The following is a 19,190-nucleotide window of genomic DNA, read 5'->3' on the forward strand; positions in this document are numbered from 1 at the left end:
ATTGGCTTGGCAATTATCCGATACTACGAAACCTGTTAAATTTCAGGAGCGAAACAAAATTTATGCTCCTGTTAATGAAACTAAACCCTTTGGTAAAGTAGAGACTTTCAAAAAGAAAGACGATGAAGTTACCCAAACTGTTAATATTTTAGAAGCTGCAACCGATCAACAATTTACGGTGCGGGCAGGAGGAGAAAATAAGACTGTTAAATTTCCGTCGATAACTCTTAATCCAGATGAGAAAGTTACCTGGATACTGAAAATAGAAAAAGATGTCGTGATTGAACCAGAGATCAACCTGATGCAAATAAAACACAATCCCCATTCCTCCCATAGTATAATAAAACCTAGTATATTAGACAGAGGAAGGGAGGAAGACAAAGCGGGTATGAAGATTCCGTTGAATTATATAAATTTGACTTTGAATGTTGCAACCATCCTTTTCCTTAGTAGCGCAACAATTTTTCTCATATTATGTATGTTTGGAGTTGCCCTTGCTCGAACCGATTCTTTCTTTGCATTTATCTTGTGTTCAATAACCGGTTTTTTGTTTTCTGTAGATAAGCTTTATAGGAGGTTCATTAATTAGTGGATACAGACAAAGCTATCGACACAATTCTAAAGGTTGCTAAAATACTTGGGCCGGTTTTTGCTGTAATGTTTCTTATGTATGGCGGTTTAGGAGTATTCATATATTTCATGTACACTTTTAATGTTTCTAACCATATCGCAAACTCCTTCCCATCTCAATTCATAATTTATTTTTTCTTTATCGTTGCCATAATCGCTGCCTTTTGCATTACTATAATTGCTTTGCTACAGTCGCTTAGTTTTGATAACAAAGCAACAGAAACAGAAACACCAGCAAACCGTTCTGCCTAGCTACGCCCTATTTAGGGCTTTTCTTTTTTCGACAAAGTTCGAACATACATTCCTGTTATTCACATGGTTATCCACATTCACAATATCCACAAGGAGGTGCAAAATGAGAACCGCAATCTATATTCGCGTATCCACAGACGAACAAGCCAAGGAAGGCTTCTCCATCCCTGCTCAAAAGGAACGTCTCACTCAGTATGTTCAATCGCAGGACTGGGATATCTTCGATTACTACATCGATGAAGGTGTGTCCGCCAAAGATACCAACCGGCCTGAACTGCAGCGACTGATGAACGATATAAGGCAGAGAAAAATAGATGTCGTGCTTGTTTATAAATTGGACCGTTTAACCCGGTCTGTGCTTGACCTATACAGTATTCTGCAGGAATTCGAACGATACGATGTTAAGTTTAAATCAGCAACCGAAGTTTACGATACAACATCTGCAATCGGACGATTATTCCTTACATTGGTGGCTGCTTTGGCACAATGGGAACGCGAGAATCTAGCAGAACGCGTCCGATTCGGTATGGAACAAATGGTGCACCAGGCAAAACGCCCGGGTGGCCGTCCCCCATTTGGCTATGACCTAGTAGATGGTGAACTGAAAATAAACGAGGACCAGGCTAAAATCGTCCGCTTTATATTTGACCGGTATTTGTCGGGTGTGGGATTCGACGGAACAGCTGTAGAGTGCAATCAACTCGGTTTCCGAACCGGAAACGGGGCTGAATTCAGTAAAACTACGATCATGAACATTCTTCAGAACCAAAGCTATTACGGTGCCCTCAGGTGGAACACCCGTGTCGGTGGCCGGGGAAATAAAGTAAAACCTGAAGATGAGTGGATAATCATCGATAACGTACATCCCGCCATTATAGACCGCGAATCCTGGGAAAGAGTACAGTTTATCATCGGTAGTCGTAAACTCAAGCATCCGCGTGCATTGGCCTCTGATTTTGTATTTTCAGGGCAAACCTATTGTGCTCGTTGTGGTGGGCAGATGAACGGCAAGACAAGTCGGCATCAAAGTAAAGATTATGCTATGTATCACTATGTTTGTGTAAACGTGCGAAAGAAAAAGTGCGATGCCCCCATGGTGCCTGAGCATTTACTAGAAAAGTATTTTATCGAGCGCCTAACAGAGTTTGCTAATGAATTTGAATCAGCAGCTCAGACTTCTTCTCGCAAAAAACCTAAGAAGGAAAAGGTCGAGGGTAATCGTTCGCAAATTGAAAAGGAACTAAGCAAAATAACAGATAAGAGGAAGAGGATGCAAATTGCCTTTTCTGAGGGATTAATTGAAATCGATGAACTGCGTGACCGTATCAATGAACTTCGTGAGCAGGAGAATTATCTAAAAGAACAATTGAACGAGTTTACAGTTCAGGATAAGGCGTTGTCGCCCACTGATATCCATAGTATCATCATGAATATAAAAAAGGTTTGGCCGCATGCAACCAAACTTGAGAAGAAACAACTCGTATCCATCCTAGTGAATCGGATGGCGATCGAAATAGACAATGAAGAACGATTAAAACGAATTAAAACCGTACACATCAAGGAGCTGGTGTTCAACTAAGCTCCTTTTTATATTGGTCTATGGTAATGGTAGCTTCCCCTACAATTCTTGAGTATTCGTTGTAATTGAACGTTGCGGCCTGTATGTTGCCGTTTTTGTCTTTTTGGAAATCCACCAGCGCCTTAAAGTTGATACTCTGGGCGATTTTTTTGTTGATGGCGTCGTTAATGGCCTGGGTGGCCAGCTGCTCTGTACGGATTCTGGCGATATCTTTAATAACGGGTGCTAAATTGCGTTCCACATAATAGAATGTCTGCAGACTCAGGCCAATAAAAATAATGATAGAAAACAAAAACATATATTTCGCAGGTATTGGAGCCTTGTTCCTTGTTCGGCGGTTTCTCATCATTCTTCCACCTCCCATAGTGCTACTATATGCGAAAGCTGCACCCATTAGGACGCTGGTGCATCCAATGTCAGGTAATCTAACAATACATAAGATTTTTCTTAACATTCATGTTATATTCTTACCATAGAGAAAATCGACAAAGGAGCTGGTATGGTGTCCTACCGGGATAAAAAGGTGATCACGATTGGCGTTGTAAGCGAGTTAACTGGTCTGTCGGAACGCCAGATCCGCTATTACGAAGAGCGCCGCTTAATTCACCCGGACAGATCGAAGGGCGGTACAAGAAAATTCTCTTTTGACGATGTGGAAAAACTCGTCCGCATTGCCAATCAGATAGAGGACGGCTGGCAAACCTCAGAGATCAGAAAACAGGATTTAAAAGAAACGAATGCCCAAATCCGGGACAAAATGATTGCAGGACAGCTTAACGCTGCTTTCCCCTCCCGCAAAATGTAACCTTCCGCCATCGCTGGCCGGAAGGTCTCTTTAATGTTGGGCAAAAGCCCACTGGCTGACAGAGCTGCCTCTATCACGTTGAACGGAGATTTGTTAAAAAGTATGTTAGATTTCCTCACAATATAAATGTACCTGCTCAACTCCTTTATTATAATGTGATAAAAGTTAACAATCAGGAGGAGAGAACAATGAAAAAGGAAGAGGTCTTAACGCTTATCGACCCGTTCTACGTTTTTGTAGCAGCTCTGCTCGTCATCTCCATGCAAATCGGTTTCTCGCTGTTGGAAGCCGGATCAACAAAAATAACCTAATATTGTCGCTTGACCTATTACCCATCCACAATTTAAGACCGTTTTAAAGCCGTTTATGTCCTTACAATTTAATGTAAGGAGTAAAGTAAATGTCCAGACCACAAACCAATAAAACGTATGCCAAAGGAAGAATGACCAAAGTAAATACTTCTTTCCTCCATCCATTTGATTACTACTTCGGCCTTTTCATTCGAGCAAAGCAAGTTGAAGGCCTTAAACCACGAACCATTCAGGATCACAAAAATCATTACAAATATCTGCAGCAATGGCTGGTTGAACGTTACCCTTTCCTATCACTTGAAGAACTAACAGCTGACCATATACGTGAATACATTCATTACATGCTAAAAGAACATCAGCACTTTGAAGGACACCCTGATGCCTACAAATTCAACTCCCAAGTTGGTCTTTCCCCAGGTACAGTAAACATTAGGACAAAGTCCCTCAAATGCTTCTTACATTTTCTGCACAGTGAAGGACATCTCAAAAATAATGTGGCTGAGCGAATAAAACTTCAACGTGTGCCCGAAGATACAATCGAATCTTTTTCAAAAGAAGAGATCTTTTCTCTCCTCTCAGCTCCTAACCAACGAACATATTGTGGGTTCAGAGATTATGTACTGATGCACCTTTTATTTGATACGGGCATGCGAATTAGTGAAGTATTACACCTAAAAGTTGATCATGTTAATTTTAACAATAACCTCATCCACATCCCTGCTGAGCAAGCTAAAAACGGTAAAGCCAGAAATGTCCCTTTTACCCAAAAGACAGGTGAACTTTTAGCAACGCTCATTACGGAAAACAATGAACAGACTTTTGAAAAGTCCTCTAACTTTATCTTCTTGTCTGTTTATGGGGAAAGGTTACAGTATCACCAAACATACAATCGTCTTAAAAAATATGGAAAAAAGGTTAAGATTCAAAACAAGCGAATCTCCCCTCACACCTTCCGTCATACCTTTGCAAAAATATACATTCTTAATGGGGGTGATCCTTTTACCTTGCAAAAGATTTTGGGACATCACGACTTAAGCATGGTAAGGAAATACATTCAGATGAACGAAAATGACTTGATAGAACAACATGAGAAAAATAGCCCTCTTGCCGGTATGTAAATACATAAAGCCCTGTTGAAGTTAACGTGCAGGGCTTTTAACCTGGGAAGAACCTACGTTTAAAAGGGGTGTACGATAATTTGAATTACCTAACTAAAATTTACAAAGTCACTTTTAAATCTTGCGTTGGGAGAATTTAACCGATTGTTACAAAGATACATTGGGGGGCATCAAAAGCTGGGAGTTTTAAATACTTTCTTAATTTTGCTCCCTAAATAGTTCTTAAATATTCTCGGGTTACCACCTTGAGGAAGGTAGTGATATATTTCCCGATCCATTTAGAACATACAAATACGGACGCAGGCACAGGAAAGTTTTAAATTACATGACCACCACAATTGTAAGACTCCTGTCAATAATAGAGTTAGCCCTAAATATTACGAAATAGGCAATTCAAATAGAGTCTTGAATTTATAAGCGTCACGCTCGCGGGACGAGAGAGGTTGTGAACACCCATTATGATAATCCTTTGTAACAGTTAAAAATGCCCGAATATCAAAATTTCTTTTCTTAAATGAAACGGCTACTATAGAATCAACTAACAAATGAAGGAGTTGCTTGTGGATGTACAATGCAGAAGAACTATTTTATGCTTCAAGGATCTTTGGGTTAGAAGGGAAAGATATATATGTCAAACTTAAGGGTCCTATCGAAGCTGAATTTATATTAGGAGTAGTCAATCGAGTTGATCCAATCGGAACCAACGAAAGTTTCGAGGTTGAAGGTACTCAAAACAGCGTAAAATTTAAATTTTGGAAAAATGCAAAAGTCCTTCTTCCTAGCGAGGTAACAACTTCTGTTCCCAACCAAGACAATCAACAACTAGCGTTAATCATTACATTTGAAGATGATGATTCTGAAATTAGATTCTACGTTCAAACTCTCTTCAACGAATGATAATACAATGCAATTGATAGATTTCAAAGCAAGCCATGGACTTCGGAGGAATCAGGGCGATATTTTAAGAATTGGAGACATAACAGAAAATTCCTAAAAGTTTCTACAATAAAGAGACAGACGCGGGCGGGACGTAAGCGGATGTAGAAAGGTAATATTTGCAAATAATTTGATCCAATATGACGGTCAAAAATGAACCAATATCGAATTTTACCTCCTTTACAGAAGGGTTTAGAATAAAGTCCTAAACAGTTAAGGAGGTTTAAAAAATGAAAAAACCTAAATGGAAGTTTACCATTTTAATGAAAGAACTAGACACTTTGGCAACACCCCTAGCCTTAAAAGCCATGCGTCAGCTAATAGATTATGAGCGTAAGAAAGGTAGGCCCGGTTTTGACGGATATCTGCGTCGGATTAACCCCAAAATATGGAATTATTTCTGGGGGTCTACAACAATATAACACTCTATCAAATTGTAAAAGATATCTTAATCAAAAGCAACGATCAATAGCAAAAAACAGTGATGTTTATCTACAGTACACCTAATGAAGCGGAGATGTTCAACATGCGCTCAAAAAAAGCAGTAAAATTTTCAGAATTAAACTACTCAACTATCACAAAATGTAGATGTATCAAGGTATCTCCACATGCATTTGATGAATGGAATAAGCGCGTGGGACCATTTGTTAGTGACAGACACACATTGGAAGTACTTATTAATAAGTATCTTGGGGAACAGGAACGGATAGAATTAATCGGCCGCAACTGCATGGCACTAGATGGAGAGATTGTCGCCGGATGTGAAGTGGATCAATACGCAACTTCGACAATAGTTATTAAATCCTTCTTTGGGCGCATTAGTCAAAAAACAGCTCTTTTTGATTTCAATTACCTGAATCATTTTATGACCTGGCAAACTATCGAAGGTGGACGACGCACTAGCAAACTAATAAATACTATTCGTAAGGAAGGTATTAATCTTGATTTAGATCAAGAAACACTTTCCCAACAGAAGTTACCATTTTTTGCTGAACACATAGTAAAATGGAAAATATTAGGTGTATGGTTTAGGATAAGTTACTTGGGTGAGGGTGATCTGTATGAAATTAAACAGCTTAGTGGAAATGCTGGGAATGGTCAAACAATCAGGGTTAGAGCTTTCGCCGGCTTAATCAGTCTATATAACAGTGTCCCTCCTGGGACACTCAGTGATGCTCATATTACACGGTTATTCATTAAAATTCTTGCTTACCACAAAACAATAGCATCTGATTGGAAAGTGGTATTTTGACTTTTGTACTATAGAACGGGCATATCCACTTCATATAAAAAGTGAAGTGGATGGTCTGTCTAGGCGTTAAAACAATACTTGGATTTGTGCGACATAGAGCATATAGAGGTGCATGTTGTATGCAGATTGATAGGTTGCAAAAGCGGGCCATTGAAGAACTATTTGTAAAATCCCACACTGAATTGGATGTAACTAAAATTATTTTGTTTGGATCAAGGGCTAGAGGCGAGGCCACAGAGTACTCGGACGTCAATTTGCTTGTTTTAGGAAAACTCCTATACACAAATGACAACAAGTGGAAGTTGTCTGATCTATCGGCTGAGATAAATGTTAAACATGGTGTGAGCCTAAGCTGCCTATATTTTAACGAACATGACTGGGTCCAAGCTAAAAAAGTCAATCCCTTCCTTAAACGAAAGGTAGAACGTGAGGGAATTACACTTCATTTCTCTAGCGGAGAATTAACTAATGCTACCGAATATAAGGAGGCTGAAGCAATGCGTATGACTAGACAGGACATTCAGGAACTGCTGGAAAAAATTCCAGATAATAAGGTTGAAGAGATCGGTAGATTCATAAAGAGGATTTTCCATGTGAATTCTGGTACACAAAAATCGAGTTTTCACGAAACATTCATTGCAGGAATCAATGAAGCGTTTGAAAAGTATGATTCCACACTGAAAGGTCTCGCGATCAGAGAACAGGCTGAAAGATACACCCAATTGGAATCTGAAATTGAAGATATCAGGAATGAGGTTAACGAATTGAAAATGACTCTTAAAGCCATTAGTACCATGGTTGCGACAAACAATCGGAATCAAGAGATTGATCCCACATGAGTCTGCTAGATGAACTCCGGCACAAGAAAAATGAGATTCTTCGAATAGCTGGTGAATACGGTGTATCCAACATTCGAATATACGGCTCAGCGGCAAGACAAGAAGAAACTGCCGATAGCGATGTGGATCTGTTGGTTGATATAGAGAAAACAAAAAGCTTATTTGATCTCATCGCTTTTAAAAATGAAGTAGAGAGTTTGCTGGGGCGAAAGGTAGACGTAGGTACTGGCATCCACCCTTATGTTGAAAAACAAGTCATGAAAGACATAGTTCAATTGTAAAGTACACATATATACTCAAAATTTATACCACTCGCAAAGCAGCCCATCCACATTACTGTCTGGATGGGCATTGAGGTTGTCGCAGGGGTGCAGATTTTGTCCTTTCACCCTATGCAAGAAGCTGCCATATCTTCAACGGACTCGGGCAGGTGATCCTTGGGAAATAGAAAATCAAAGACGCTACCAGCGTGTAGCGTCTTTGCAGGTTCTCAGAAACTGTACATTTAAGTGTATAGCGATGTATAAAATTCCATCAAAATCCATTTTCATAAAAGCTATTGTCAATATCTGTTTTATCGAACTATTGATCCCCGTTAGCTTAGTAACTAGTAAATTCCATAAATCACAAGTTCCCTTTTGCATCATATAGTTTACGAATGCACTTTTTAATCAATTATAAAATGGATCCATGTTCCATCCGGTCATGAATAGTAATCGCAGTCAATACAATTGCTAAGACTGTGATCACTATTCGACTAGGACGTTATTCTAACAAAATTCCCCTAATGAATTCACTTACTATCTTCCACCACTTTAATCAGCGTCCGTTCAATTTCTTCAGCAATCGCCTTGAGTTGCGCATCATGCAACAAATTAATCATAGCCGTGGGTTTAGGCAACCCAATATAGGTTGTCTCTCCTTCTTCATAAACCGTGATTTTACAAGGGAGAAAATACCCGGCTTGTTTGTTTATATTTAGGACTCTCGCTGCTTCATGTGGGTTACATACTTCAAGGATACGATAGGGGGCAGAAAAAGTTTGGACTCCCTTTTCCTGCAATTTTGCAGGAAGATCCAGTTGCCATAGTATACCAAATTTATGTTGCTTTAAATTTTGCTCAAGTGTCATTATTGCTTCCTCAATGGTTTTAGTTGTACTCACTGTATAGTGAAAATCCACAGTTAACCCTCCTTGGATTTAAATTGGGGACTTTTAAACAACACATGCGTTTCGTTTATGTTGACCTATTTTAGAATGCTTTACCCCAATAGATCCGTCCATATCTTTAGGGCAGTTAAAGCAATTAATACGGCTAATGCAACCCTTAAACCCTTGGCACTGATACGGCGGCTTAGATATGAACCAATGGGGGCGCCAATAAGACTACCTACAACCGCGTATAACGTTGCCCAAATCGGAATATGATCAGCAGTCAATTTTCCGACAATTCCAGCTGCTGCAGATATAAACACGATGGCTAAAGAAGAAGCAATCGTAACCCTCGTCGGTATTTTTAGCACCGTTAACATAATGGGAATTAGAATAAAAGCTCCTCCTGCACCGACAATTCCAGATATCATGCCTACTAAAAAGGCAGAAACAGAAGCGACCCATTTATCAAAAGGAATGGTATTTATCTCAGTGTCTCCCTCAGATCCACAATTTGGAATCAACATGAGAATAGCAGCAACGATGGCAACTGTTCCATAGATAATATTAATCACAAAACTTGGTAAAAGTGCAGAAACCCATCCACCGAATAAACTACCAAATAAAATGCTGCCTCCCATTACCAAAACGAGTTTTTTATGAACCAGGGAGCTACCACTTTGTTTTTGTTTACGAAAAGCAAGCACTCCGGCTAAGGATGCAAAGAAAACCTGAAACATACTTATCGACGAGACTTCATGAGGTGTATATCCCGTTAACCTAAACAAATGAGGGACATATAATAATAAAGGATAATTGATTATACCGCCGCCTATCCCAAGTAAGCCTGAAAAAAAGGAACCCACCAAGCCAATAAGCAGTGAGACAATGTTCTCTATTAATGTCACAGGGTCACCCCCTTTTACAAAAGTTAGCCTGTCCTGTAAAAAAATAGATTGTATTCAAAACAACAAACGGAGTATAATACCAAGTAAACAAATGCGATTTGAAGGAGGAACTTATGCTCCGTTCATTTAAAAAACTATTTATCGATAATTGCCCTGAGTGTAACCATGCGTTAAACTACAGCAGCAATCATCTTTTTTATACAAAATCCTGTCCAAATGGGCATTTCACGGAAGAAACTTATCATCATTTAGGAGTACGGATTATTTATAAAAACTAAAACAAGAAATCAAGCACCCCATCATATGGGGTGCCTTATATTATGCTTTTTGAATCCAAAATTTAAGGACATTATCCTCTTCTTTGCTATCAAGTAATTTATGTCCCGTAGAATTCGACCAGCCAACAAGATCATTTTTAGCGCCTTTGTCTGTAGCATGAATTTCTAAAACCTGACCACTCTGCAGGTCATCCATTGCTTTCTTTGTTTTAACTATTGGCATCGGGCAAGCTAAACCTTTGGCATCTAGAATTTTGTCACTTTTCATCGTGTTGTCCTCCTTATTTATCGTGTATAGCACAGCGATTTGGTCCAATTTCCATTTCGCGTTGTTCGTCTTCGTTTGGTTCCAACTTCCCCATATTTGTTTGACGTATTTCCTGATACGCATTCGGCTGTGGAGGTAAATTCTCGGTTACAGCCTTTCTAAATGCTTCCTCAACCGCAATATTAAGTCCAGGATTTTGTTTATAGAGGTCGCCTAGTCTTGCAGATACTCTTCCATGTTCCCCTAATTCCTTTACAGTACCGAAATGCGCGGGTAAAACCTCCAACTCTTTTGAAAGTGAGGAATACACATTGTAGAGGGTATTTCTTAAATCTGCAACCCAATCCTCTGCCTTGCCTGCCAAATCGGGTCGACCGATAGAGCTAACAAACAGGATGTCCCCCGTGAAAAGATAACGTTCATCCACAATTAACGATGTGCTTCCAATTGTATGACCTGGCGAATAAATCGGATAAATTTTTACTTTCGTATTTCCTACTGTGATTTGATGCCCAGCTTCAAGATGATTGTAGGTAAACGTCACATCAGTTGCATCTTTAGGCGGTAACCAATAGGAGGCTCCAATTTGCTCTGCAAGTTTTCTACCACCGGAAATGTGATCAGCGTGCAGATGTGTATCGATCAGATGCTTTATTTTGACTTGATGCTGGTCAGCAAATGATTCATAAACGTCTGTCATTCTCGCTGTATCAACAATGGCTGCCTCACCATCTGATATGATCATATAGGATAAGCAGCCTTTGCCGATGCGGACAAATTGGTAAATCGCCCCGCCATCGTTTAAATCTCCTACTTTCACAGGTTCGAGATGTTCGCTCCAGGATTTCATTCCCCCGATAAGGTAAGAAATATTTCCTCTTCCCGCTTCCACTATTTGTTCAGCTACAAACTTTGAAGAGCCTTCTTTCGCGCAAACCACAAGGATTTTTTTATCTTCGGGGATTTTTTCTAGAGCAGATTCTACACCATCTAACAAATCGAAATAGGGTATGTTAATGATTTCAATACTTTCCCCTTCAATTTTCCAATCGTTAAAGTCATCCTCATTGCGGACATCCAGGATAAAAAGTTCCTCTTTATTTAAAACAATCTGCATTAATTCTCCAGAGGACATAGGTGTTAGCTTATTAACAACATTCATAAAACGCCCCTCCCTTATTTAAAAGGTTACTGTTGTATTAGCATCTTTAGCAAAGTCTAAAAAGGTTACAGCGCCGCCTACATCAATTCCATCAATAAAATCTTCCTTCTTTAAATTCATGACATCCATCGTCATTTGACAGGCAATAATTTTAACGCCCATTTCTTGAGCGGTGGCAACCAATTCTGGGATCGAAGGAATATTCGCTGCTTTAAAGCCTTTTTCAAAATGTTCTTTGCCTTCTGGTATAGGAAGCTGTTGGTACGCTTGCTTATGAATAAGATTTAAGCCTTCAAATGTGAAGAAGATTGCCACATCTGCGTCTGTGGCTGCGGCAGCAGTTGCAATATTGAAGACTTTATACGCATCGAATAAACTTCCGTTACTTGCAATAATCGCTACTTTTGTACTCATTTTTGTTTCCTCCGTTTATTTAATCTTTTTCGAGGTTCCCTTTCCACTGCGACATACCTGGCAGTGTATTTGTCACATGTAGAAACCCTCTTTCAGTTAACAATTGGCACGCTAAATCGCTGCGGGTGCCTGTGCGACAAATGACATGTATTTTTTCTTCCGGATTAAGTTCGTGGATACGGCTTTCTAATTCCCCCAAAGGAAGAGATTTCGCACCGGGAATTCGACCAAACGCGTATTCCGCAGGTTCACGTACATCCAGTACCGTAATATCTTGATGTTCTAGAAGTTTCTTTTCCAATTCTTCATTTTGAATGGTATGAGGATATTTGGTTTCTTCTTTTGTCTCTTCTGCCCTTGCCTTTCGAATATAGTGTTTTAACACATCACCTTCTTCCCTTGTACCTAAATACTGATGTCCAGTATTTTTTGCCCAGCCCTGGATGTCAGCTAAAGAACCTCGATCGGTTGCCTGCAGTTCTAAGACCTGCCCAGCATCTATACTGTCCATCGCTTTTTTAGTTTTGACAATCGGCATCGGACAAGCTAATCCTTTAGCATCCACTATTTTATCCACTGAAATTTCCATAACCATTCCTCCTTTACTCTGTTTCGCCTTTCCAATTCAACATGCCGCCCGTCATATTCTTAAGTCGGGAATGACCACGACTCGAAAGGTATTCACACGCTTTTGTGCTGCGACCACCACTGCGGCATACTACAACCGTTTCTTTATCACGGTCAATTTCAAAATGTCGAACATCTAATTGACTAAGAGGAATTAGGACAGCTCCCTTGATATGCCCTGCTTTATATTCATCCACTTCTCGAACGTCAATTAGTTGAAAATTACCTTTGTCTTCTAACATTTTCTCAACGTCTTCAGGCAAAATATTGATCCAAAGTTCTCGCTGTTTTTCACTCATGTTAATGCTCCTTTCATGGCTATTTGTCCCTGCTTTAAGTTGATACCCCAAAGGGTATTAAAGGTTTCAAAAAATTGGTTGGATATCATTAAATAAATAAGTTAACCCTACCATCCTCTGCATCCGCTAGATATGCAGCGACACCAGCATATACGATATTGTCAAGCAACTCTGCTTCTTGCAACCCTAGAAGATCCATCGTCATTGTACATGCAACTAGTTTGATATCTTGTTCTTGTGCCATTTCAATTAATTGAGGCAGCGTTAAAGCATTGTGTTTCTTGATCACATGTTTGATCATTTGGGGACCCATTCCAACAAAGTTCATTTTGGAAAGAGTCATTTTATTGGCGCCACGTGGCATCATTTTCCCAAACATTTTCTCAAGAAATCCTTTTTTAACCGGGACCCATTCATCTTTACGGAGCGCATTTAATCCCCAAAACGTATGAAAGATTGTTACCTCATGATCATAAGCTGCTGCACCGTTTGCAATGATATAGGCAGCCATCGCTTTATCATAATCACCGCTAAACAAGATAATGTTTGTTTTTTTCTTCTGCTGACTCACCTTTAATTTCCCCTTTAGGTTTTTTCTTTAATAAAAATGTCCTTCGTACTATCGGGCTGCTTGTTGCACCACATATACCCATACGGGTATTTCGCGATGTAAATTTTTTATTATCAAATACCCTCATGGGTATATTACATGGTAAATAAAAATTTGTCCAGCAGGTAAATTTCGCCGTTTCTATCGGCTTTTTACGAGCAAATTGACTGCTTCTTTAATTAGCTGCTCTGTATCTTCACCCTTTTCAATTTGTTCACGAATACACTGTTCCAAATTGGAACTCACAATAACGCCGATTGTACGATCAATGGCGCTGCGTGCAGCTGATAATTGGGTGACAAGGTCTCTGCAGTCTTTCCCTTGTTCCATCATAGCTATAATGCCTCTAATTTGCCCTTCAATCCGCTTTAATCGATTTCGCATCTGCTGATTATATTCCACTTGCAATTCCGCCTTCCAGACAACTTTTATTTATACGTCGCTTTTCACTTTTAACCGCGTATGAATAAGCGACGACGTGACATCCCTTACGACGCAGGAAACGAATACCTGTATTTTTTGATATTTCATCCGCAGTAATGATTATTATATCCTGATCTTTAATGGAGTGATAATATCGTTTTAAATAAGCAGACGGTATATTTAACGCTTGGAATACTGGTTGTTTTGCCGCTTCGTTATAATCCCTCAAATCAACTAATACAACCTTTTTATTAACCAATGCGTTTTCAATCTTTATACAAGATATCCCTCGAACTGGAGCATATCGGTTGTAAATCAGACTGGTGATTATAACTACGTTTAACAAGATAAATAAATACAACAAATTGCTCACTTCCTCAACGTGTACTACAAATCAATTGTATACTCCATGGGGTATATAGTCAAACGCAGAAACATCTTCATGCAACATTATCAGTAAAAAAGTCATATCTATACTGGCATTTCTTTTGCAGTCCCCTCAAATAAATAAATTTTTCTTTACATAGTTATTGAAGATAACTGCCCAGTAGTTGAACAACGAAAAAAGGAGCCAGTACACTGACTCCTCCATTATTGATTCCCTTTAGTTGAATATCAAGAAACAATAAAACTTTTACCCTATCCTTATATACATTTTTCAATCGATTAATGTCAGTAGTTTCTTTCAGAAGCCATTGCGATTGCTTTCGTTTCATGAACTGTACCATATGGATGCTGAGGCGGTGCATAAATAACGTAAATTTTAAGTGGTTGACTACCCGTGTTGGTTACATTGTGCCATTTTCCAGCAGGTATCATAATTGCATAGCCATCATACGCCATTTCTTGAAAATCTAAATTATCTTTTCTATCACCCATTTGAACAAGTCCCTGACCTGCTTCAATCCGTATGAATTGATCAGTTGTTGGATGTACTTCTAAACCGATGTCATCTCCAACATTAATACTCATCAAAGTCACTTGAAGATGTTTCCCTGTCCATAAAGCGGTGCGGTAAGTATTGTTTCGCATAGTTACTTGGTGAATATTCACTACAAATGGTCTTGTTCCATAATCTCCTAATTCGATGTTTCCATAATAGGGATTCCAATTGTTATGGTTCCAATTGTAATAATAAGGGTTCCAATTATAACTCCAATTGTTATTCCAGTTGTTATGCATTGGATTATGCCATTGATAGTGACAGCAGGAATTACTGAACATATGCATTCCCCTCTCATAATTGTTTACCGCTTTATCCTATGCAACTGCCTATTTAAAGGGATGCAAAATGCGCAATAATGGTCAAGAGCCTGTGTTCTAATAAAACGATGACAATATAAAATTGCAAACAATTGATACCCCATTTTTTCCCCATATCCATTTACAGTTATTGGAGATAACTGCCAGATAGTTGAATAGCAAAAACACAAGTAAAAAAACCGTCTTAGGTAGACGGGTTTATCTTTAATTAATATAAATTCGAAAAAAGCAAGTTTCTCAACACTCTGTAAAGACGCTACCAGCCGGTAGCGTCTTTAACCACTATGACCTAAGCCAATCCAGAGACTTTCTGGATGGTATATTCGTTACTTTACACCAAAATAAATGAGGATCGTCTTTCAAGTACTTAATGCTATGCATTTGTTCAGGGGAGTCCTTAAATAATAGTTCTTCCCTTTCTTTGAGGTCTCGTTCATAGTGACAGAGCTTATAAAGATTGCCACTGCCACAATGACACTTCCCTTCCGTATCAATGATACCTGGATATGCCCAAGAGGGCAGTAACTCAGCATTCGGACCAATCCAAACTCCTTTGGCCACACGTTTCCTTGTTTCCAACCAAACCTCATGCCTTAACAACCATAACGTCGCTTGTTGCAAAGACGATTTTACCCGAGAATAGTTGTCATCGCCCAGTAAATCTGGATTGTCAGTATAACAGAACGAAGCTGGCATATGAAAGCCTGTCTTTGTATCGGTGAACGGTACGTTTAAGTGAGGATGATCCGGGTACTTACGGTATGAAATCTCCGGATCTAAGCTAATGATGACAGGTTGCTTCCTTAGAAACTGTTCGCTGGTTTCATAGGGATACACAGCAAGGGTATAAGTTCTACTTTTAAGAGCAGGTAACACTTGGGCTATCAGTTCAGGTAAATCATGTTCAAACTGGCAATGCTCCCAATGTAACACCTCTTGACCAGACACGCCGACCACACGAACATGCTCAATATCTGACACGACTAGAGGGAGTTCCTCGGGCGAAGGAAAAGGGTTGATTCGCACAACAAACCAACCCTCTTGTTTCGTGCCGATGATGTCGTACTCCCTCGCTAGTTTATCGACGAGGGATTCGAACATCGGGAGCCGCCGCGTGCGATGGGTGTGGGACTACAGGGTTCACGTGAGGCTTTCCGTGGTTCCCGCTGTCCTGATGTCCTTTGCCGTCATTACCTTTGTCGGGACGAGGATCAATCCCATGGTTTCCATTGTGGCTCATCCTTACCACTCCTTTTTACAATGTGATGGAAGTGGATAAGTCTGTAAAAGACCCCATCTGTTTTCCTATGTGTTAGCCAACTTGATTTACTCTGTAATCTCATGTATCATGATAACTGCTACATTAACAAAAATACATAAGTAACACCAAGGATGGGAAAGGGCTACCTTTTGCATCCTTTTTCCATTTTCCTTTCATTAGTATACTGGATATCTTGTCCAATAGTCAAGTATAGTCAAACTACTTCCGAAGTAAAATCAACTAACAGGGTTGATAACTGAAGAAATGCTAGCGCCCAAAACATAAAAATCAATTGGGCACTAAAGGACAAACAGAGCAATTGCTTTAACGTTCGGAATAAGCTTCACACCAAGAGCGAGGCCCATCCACAGGAGTTGTTCTGGATGGGCCTCCTTCTATCTACCGCTTGAGAATGTACCGTACCTGCTCCATAACATTGAGAAAGGAACTGGTGATGTAATGCTAGTGCCACTCATGTTAGCATTACGATCAATGGAGATAGCTTTAGAGTAAATCTTCAAGTTCATGTGCTGGAAAGTAGGGTCAATGGTCTGCGTTTGCGGAATAAATCCTTTGTTAATCAGCAGATTTGGCACTGCCCTGTACATTGTTGGAACATAGTAATTGAACTGGAATGGTGTGGGGTCGAGTGAATTCGATCCTCTACATGGCTTCATCTGATAATCAGTCACTGCCATTTTAGACGTGCTGCCTGTCCAACTTCCTGTCACATTGATGGTTAATCCAGATGGATTCTGTCTGATACCTGCCCAAGCTTCTGGGGCTGCGCCTGGGAAATAGATCGGGCAAGAGTCTGTACCAACGCAAGTCCTTTTACCACAAGTGTAGTAGAACTTCCAAGTATGCCATGTGGTCTTAATCACTGGCTTCGCCCAAGTCGAGACTTCTTCGCCAAAGTATGGACTATAACTATTTGCCATTGACCTCATATTCTGTGGTGCACCTTGGTAGTAATTGTATCCACGTGCCGGAATCGAGTTGATAGACTGAGCAGTACCATGGGGAGTCGGATTTTCGCGAACTATTCCGTAGTCATCCCAGTACCCACTTCCAGTGTTGGCTGGTATGTCAGGTGTGGTGAACGTAGTCGATTTAGTTCCACCAATTTGATTGGTGACTGAGATTGCCTGAATCTGACATTTGTAAGTCGTTCCTGGGCTAAGCCCAGTTAATCGGAAATTCCGGTCTTTGCCAACGTACTTTTGCGAAAGTGGACCATTGATTGTACCACAGTCAACAATGTAACGATCAAGTCGCTGAGGTTGCGCTACGGATGCCCAGTACGGAGTGGCATTGTTGTAATCGATATTGTTAACGTCAATCGGTGGCGTTACCCAAGGCATTTCAATTGGAATTTCTTTCGCTACCAGATTATCCTTCCAGTCACTTTCGTTATCTGGCTTGGTTTTGCCTGGGTTAACCTTGAACGCCACGAGAATTTGCTGCTTGTCTGTTGGAGCAAAGAACGAATATCCAGCTGTCCTTGTTCCATTAGCTTCAATTGTTATATTGCTTGGTGCAGCGATAATGTCACTAGGATCAAGCTTACCGTTACCATTCTTATCCACGTATACTTGGAGTGCACTGGCTGTGTCGCCCATGTCACTGCCCAATTCGGCAGAAATGGTAACTTTAGCACCGGACTTCACTGTGGCCGGTGCATACCAAATATTTTTTGCCCAAAGATTGTTTTTAGGCTGGTACATGATCACCAGTGACTTAGTAACAGATCGTCCGAATGCATCATCCAATTTGACAGTAACAACATTCTTACCGGGTAGAAGTATGTCTTGAATATCTCGCAAGTAAATTTTGCCCGGTACTGTGTCAACCCCTGCCCATTTGCCTGCCTTCATTGGCCCGATGCTGGCTGGGCCATTGCCCGGTGACCATAATTTTTTTGGCTTTCCTGGACTTGTCCACAAAGTGAGAGTAGCAGTATTCCGTAGGAAGCCCCAAGTTGTTCCAGAAAAATCAATATAATCGCTCTGGCTCATAGGTGGGATCTTCACATTGCCTGTTGAGTAGTCAACATGTTGACCAAGAATAACTGGCGCATAGGTTTCTATTGTTGGTGCAACAGTAGTTGGGAAAGTTGCCCACCATTGAGGAGTGTTTACCCCATCGCCACCAACGTAATCGAGAACCTTCTCCGCACCTTTCCTATCACTAGCCAAGTTAGTACCGGCACTTTCCCATATCACTGATGGGACGTCTACATACAGAATGTTGCTGACTGTGTAGAAACGCCATGTGACTCCATCATAGCTAACCGATCCAGTTGCGGTTCCAGATGCCTGCAGCTTGTAGTGAGCAGCCAATAGCTTACTCATGACAAATTGTGGGTTGCCCTTCGCACTGGCGACGTAACGCGGAACCTCTGTCACTGGCATTGCAAAGAACCCATTAGTAGCAGTGTGGAGATTGTCATTTGGTCCGTTCTTTACCAGATTATACGTTGCTGCAGTGGTCATAGCACTACCATCAATAGTGGAAGACTTACTTGGATTAACTGGCTTGAAGTTTACATCATTTGCTGTGTAATCGAAGTAAGACAGACCATGAAATGTTGGCATAGCCTTCCGGAAGGAGCCTTGACCTTGCAAGCCCGCTCCGGAAAGATCTCCCTTCACTGTTGGCAATGCTGTGTCCTTGGTGTTGGTGAATGCGGGTCCATAGTCTTGCTGCACTGCAAAAGCAGGTGACGCCACTTGTGCCATGAGAACACCGGAGATCAATACGGATGATATTCTGTTTTTTATGTTGCACATATTGCTTGTG

General features: G+C 40.4%; 26 protein-coding genes. 11 read left to right on the plus strand and 15 right to left on the minus strand.

The annotated features are described in order from the left end of the window. Position 1 precedes the first annotated feature (1 nt). From PP175_RS21590 to PP175_RS21600, 3 genes are all read left to right on the plus strand, one after another. Complete coding sequence (locus tag PP175_RS21590; protein ID WP_272440283.1) at positions 2 to 589, plus strand: hypothetical protein; 588 nt, start codon at positions 2 to 4, stop codon at positions 587 to 589. Next, a complete protein-coding gene (locus PP175_RS21595; RefSeq protein WP_272440284.1) occupies positions 589 to 882 on the plus strand; it encodes a hypothetical protein in 294 nt (97 codons plus the stop codon). Before PP175_RS21590 ends, PP175_RS21595 begins: the two co-directional genes overlap by 1 nt. A gap of 103 nt (positions 883 to 985) precedes the next feature. Next, positions 986 to 2,461, plus strand: a complete 1,476-nt coding sequence (locus PP175_RS21600; RefSeq protein ID WP_272440285.1) for a recombinase family protein — start codon at positions 986 to 988, stop codon at positions 2,459 to 2,461. On the opposite strand, the gene PP175_RS21605 is transcribed toward PP175_RS21600, so the two are convergent. Then, positions 2,454 to 2,810 carry a hypothetical protein gene (locus PP175_RS21605; protein WP_272440286.1) on the minus strand — a complete coding sequence of 119 codons (357 nt, stop codon included), beginning with the start codon at positions 2,808 to 2,810 and terminating at the stop codon, positions 2,454 to 2,456. The two genes, PP175_RS21600 and PP175_RS21605, sit on opposite strands and share 8 nt — an antisense overlap. A gap of 153 nt (positions 2,811 to 2,963) precedes the next feature. Between PP175_RS21605 and PP175_RS21610 the strand changes: the two genes are divergently transcribed. The 8 genes from PP175_RS21610 (at position 2,964) to PP175_RS21645 (ending at position 8,003) form a co-directional block, all read left to right on the plus strand. Further along, on the plus strand, positions 2,964 to 3,266 hold the full coding sequence (locus PP175_RS21610; protein ID WP_272443345.1) for a MerR family transcriptional regulator: 303 nt from the start codon (positions 2,964 to 2,966) through the stop codon (positions 3,264 to 3,266). Between the two features lie 188 nt (positions 3,267 to 3,454). Further along, on the plus strand, positions 3,455 to 3,577 hold the full coding sequence (locus tag PP175_RS21615) for a hypothetical protein (RefSeq protein WP_272440287.1): 123 nt from the start codon (positions 3,455 to 3,457) through the stop codon (positions 3,575 to 3,577). A 131-nt stretch (positions 3,578 to 3,708) separates the two neighbouring features. After that, the gene (locus PP175_RS21620) at positions 3,709 to 4,695 is read left to right on the plus strand and encodes a tyrosine-type recombinase/integrase (protein WP_272440288.1); all 987 of its coding nucleotides are present in this window, start codon (positions 3,709 to 3,711) and stop codon (positions 4,693 to 4,695) included. 564 nt (positions 4,696 to 5,259) lie between these two features. After that, positions 5,260 to 5,592 carry a hypothetical protein gene (locus PP175_RS21625; RefSeq protein WP_272440289.1) on the plus strand — a complete coding sequence of 111 codons (333 nt, stop codon included), beginning with the start codon at positions 5,260 to 5,262 and terminating at the stop codon, positions 5,590 to 5,592. Between the two features lie 269 nt (positions 5,593 to 5,861). Beyond that, positions 5,862 to 6,053, plus strand: a complete 192-nt coding sequence (locus PP175_RS21630) for a hypothetical protein (RefSeq protein WP_272440290.1) — start codon at positions 5,862 to 5,864, stop codon at positions 6,051 to 6,053. 104 nt (positions 6,054 to 6,157) lie between these two features. Beyond that, complete coding sequence (locus PP175_RS21635) at positions 6,158 to 6,883, plus strand: hypothetical protein (protein ID WP_272440291.1); 726 nt, start codon at positions 6,158 to 6,160, stop codon at positions 6,881 to 6,883. A gap of 119 nt (positions 6,884 to 7,002) precedes the next feature. Beyond that, entirely contained in the window at positions 7,003 to 7,722 is a 720-nt protein-coding gene (locus tag PP175_RS21640; RefSeq protein ID WP_272440292.1) for a nucleotidyltransferase family protein, read from the plus strand. After that, positions 7,719 to 8,003 (plus strand): nucleotidyltransferase family protein, encoded by a 285-nt coding sequence (locus tag PP175_RS21645; protein WP_272440293.1) that lies wholly within the window; start codon positions 7,719 to 7,721, stop codon positions 8,001 to 8,003. The genes PP175_RS21640 and PP175_RS21645 overlap by 4 nt, the downstream gene beginning before the upstream one ends. 512 nt (positions 8,004 to 8,515) lie before the next feature. Here PP175_RS21645 and PP175_RS21650 read toward each other — a convergent pair. From PP175_RS21650 to PP175_RS21715, 14 genes are all read right to left on the minus strand, one after another. Then, complete coding sequence (locus PP175_RS21650) at positions 8,516 to 8,905, minus strand: DUF302 domain-containing protein (protein ID WP_272440294.1); 390 nt, start codon at positions 8,903 to 8,905, stop codon at positions 8,516 to 8,518. Positions 8,906 to 8,985: 80 nt separating this feature from the next. Continuing rightward, a complete protein-coding gene (locus PP175_RS21655; RefSeq protein ID WP_272440295.1) occupies positions 8,986 to 9,783 on the minus strand; it encodes a sulfite exporter TauE/SafE family protein in 798 nt (265 codons plus the stop codon). Positions 9,784 to 10,101: 318 nt separating this feature from the next. Then, positions 10,102 to 10,329 (minus strand): sulfurtransferase TusA family protein, encoded by a 228-nt coding sequence (locus PP175_RS21660; protein ID WP_272440296.1) that lies wholly within the window; start codon positions 10,327 to 10,329, stop codon positions 10,102 to 10,104. 13 nt (positions 10,330 to 10,342) lie between these two features. Then, positions 10,343 to 11,464: an MBL fold metallo-hydrolase gene (locus PP175_RS21665; protein ID WP_442870492.1), complete on the minus strand. Its 1,122-nt coding sequence runs from the start codon at positions 11,462 to 11,464 to the stop codon at positions 10,343 to 10,345. 45 nt (positions 11,465 to 11,509) lie between these two features. After that, positions 11,510 to 11,905 carry a DsrE/DsrF/DrsH-like family protein gene (locus PP175_RS21670; RefSeq protein ID WP_272440298.1) on the minus strand — a complete coding sequence of 132 codons (396 nt, stop codon included), beginning with the start codon at positions 11,903 to 11,905 and terminating at the stop codon, positions 11,510 to 11,512. Between the two features lie 19 nt (positions 11,906 to 11,924). Next, positions 11,925 to 12,494, minus strand: coding sequence for a sulfurtransferase TusA family protein (locus tag PP175_RS21675; protein ID WP_272440299.1), 570 nt, complete (start codon positions 12,492 to 12,494; stop codon positions 11,925 to 11,927). A gap of 13 nt (positions 12,495 to 12,507) precedes the next feature. Then, on the minus strand, positions 12,508 to 12,831 hold the full coding sequence (locus PP175_RS21680; protein WP_272440300.1) for a rhodanese-like domain-containing protein: 324 nt from the start codon (positions 12,829 to 12,831) through the stop codon (positions 12,508 to 12,510). Between the two features lie 88 nt (positions 12,832 to 12,919). Further along, positions 12,920 to 13,402 (minus strand): DsrE/DsrF/DrsH-like family protein, encoded by a 483-nt coding sequence (locus PP175_RS21685; protein ID WP_272440301.1) that lies wholly within the window; start codon positions 13,400 to 13,402, stop codon positions 12,920 to 12,922. Between the two features lie 180 nt (positions 13,403 to 13,582). Further along, complete coding sequence (locus tag PP175_RS21690; protein WP_272440302.1) at positions 13,583 to 13,843, minus strand: metal-sensitive transcriptional regulator; 261 nt, start codon at positions 13,841 to 13,843, stop codon at positions 13,583 to 13,585. Continuing rightward, the gene (locus PP175_RS21695) at positions 13,833 to 14,228 is read right to left on the minus strand and encodes a sulfurtransferase (RefSeq protein WP_272440303.1); all 396 of its coding nucleotides are present in this window, start codon (positions 14,226 to 14,228) and stop codon (positions 13,833 to 13,835) included. Before PP175_RS21695 ends, PP175_RS21690 begins: the two co-directional genes overlap by 11 nt. Before the next feature lie 308 nt (positions 14,229 to 14,536). Next, positions 14,537 to 15,088: a cupin domain-containing protein gene (locus PP175_RS21700; RefSeq protein WP_272440304.1), complete on the minus strand. Its 552-nt coding sequence runs from the start codon at positions 15,086 to 15,088 to the stop codon at positions 14,537 to 14,539. A 321-nt stretch (positions 15,089 to 15,409) separates the two neighbouring features. After that, the gene (locus PP175_RS21705; RefSeq protein WP_272440305.1) at positions 15,410 to 16,108 is read right to left on the minus strand and encodes a hypothetical protein; all 699 of its coding nucleotides are present in this window, start codon (positions 16,106 to 16,108) and stop codon (positions 15,410 to 15,412) included. Between the two features lie 97 nt (positions 16,109 to 16,205). Then, positions 16,206 to 16,367 (minus strand): hypothetical protein, encoded by a 162-nt coding sequence (locus PP175_RS21710; protein ID WP_272440306.1) that lies wholly within the window; start codon positions 16,365 to 16,367, stop codon positions 16,206 to 16,208. Positions 16,368 to 16,783: 416 nt separating this feature from the next. Continuing rightward, positions 16,784 to 19,129: a hypothetical protein gene (locus PP175_RS21715; RefSeq protein ID WP_272440307.1), complete on the minus strand. Its 2,346-nt coding sequence runs from the start codon at positions 19,127 to 19,129 to the stop codon at positions 16,784 to 16,786. Positions 19,130 to 19,190 lie beyond the last annotated feature (61 nt).

The organism is Aneurinibacillus sp. Ricciae_BoGa-3 (genome assembly GCF_028421645.1).
GTDB lineage: Bacteria > Bacillota > Bacilli > Aneurinibacillales > Aneurinibacillaceae > Aneurinibacillus_B.

Coding starts and splice junctions, on each gene's coding strand:
- PP175_RS21630 (WP_272440290.1), top strand. CDS start 5,862: ATGAAAAAACCTAAATGGAAGTTTACCATTTTAATGAAAGAACTAGAC.
- PP175_RS21600 (WP_272440285.1), top strand. CDS start 986: ATGAGAACCGCAATCTATATTCGCGTATCCACAGACGAACAAGCCAAG.
- PP175_RS21700 (WP_272440304.1), bottom strand. CDS start 15,088: ATGTTCAGTAATTCCTGCTGTCACTATCAATGGCATAATCCAATGCAT.
- PP175_RS21605 (WP_272440286.1), bottom strand. CDS start 2,810: ATGATGAGAAACCGCCGAACAAGGAACAAGGCTCCAATACCTGCGAAA.
- PP175_RS21675 (WP_272440299.1), bottom strand. CDS start 12,494: ATGGAAATTTCAGTGGATAAAATAGTGGATGCTAAAGGATTAGCTTGT.
- PP175_RS21660 (WP_272440296.1), bottom strand. CDS start 10,329: ATGAAAAGTGACAAAATTCTAGATGCCAAAGGTTTAGCTTGCCCGATG.
- PP175_RS21710 (WP_272440306.1), bottom strand. CDS start 16,367: ATGAGCCACAATGGAAACCATGGGATTGATCCTCGTCCCGACAAAGGT.
- PP175_RS21615 (WP_272440287.1), top strand. CDS start 3,455: ATGAAAAAGGAAGAGGTCTTAACGCTTATCGACCCGTTCTACGTTTTT.
- PP175_RS21620 (WP_272440288.1), top strand. CDS start 3,709: ATGACCAAAGTAAATACTTCTTTCCTCCATCCATTTGATTACTACTTC.
- PP175_RS21680 (WP_272440300.1), bottom strand. CDS start 12,831: ATGAGTGAAAAACAGCGAGAACTTTGGATCAATATTTTGCCTGAAGAC.
- PP175_RS21665 (WP_442870492.1), bottom strand. CDS start 11,464: ATGTCCTCTGGAGAATTAATGCAGATTGTTTTAAATAAAGAGGAACTT.
- PP175_RS21635 (WP_272440291.1), top strand. CDS start 6,158: ATGCGCTCAAAAAAAGCAGTAAAATTTTCAGAATTAAACTACTCAACT.
- PP175_RS21640 (WP_272440292.1), top strand. CDS start 7,003: ATGCAGATTGATAGGTTGCAAAAGCGGGCCATTGAAGAACTATTTGTA.
- PP175_RS21670 (WP_272440298.1), bottom strand. CDS start 11,905: ATGAGTACAAAAGTAGCGATTATTGCAAGTAACGGAAGTTTATTCGAT.
- PP175_RS21645 (WP_272440293.1), top strand. CDS start 7,719: ATGAGTCTGCTAGATGAACTCCGGCACAAGAAAAATGAGATTCTTCGA.
- PP175_RS21625 (WP_272440289.1), top strand. CDS start 5,260: ATGTACAATGCAGAAGAACTATTTTATGCTTCAAGGATCTTTGGGTTA.
- PP175_RS21715 (WP_272440307.1), bottom strand. CDS start 19,129: ATGGCACAAGTGGCGTCACCTGCTTTTGCAGTGCAGCAAGACTATGGA.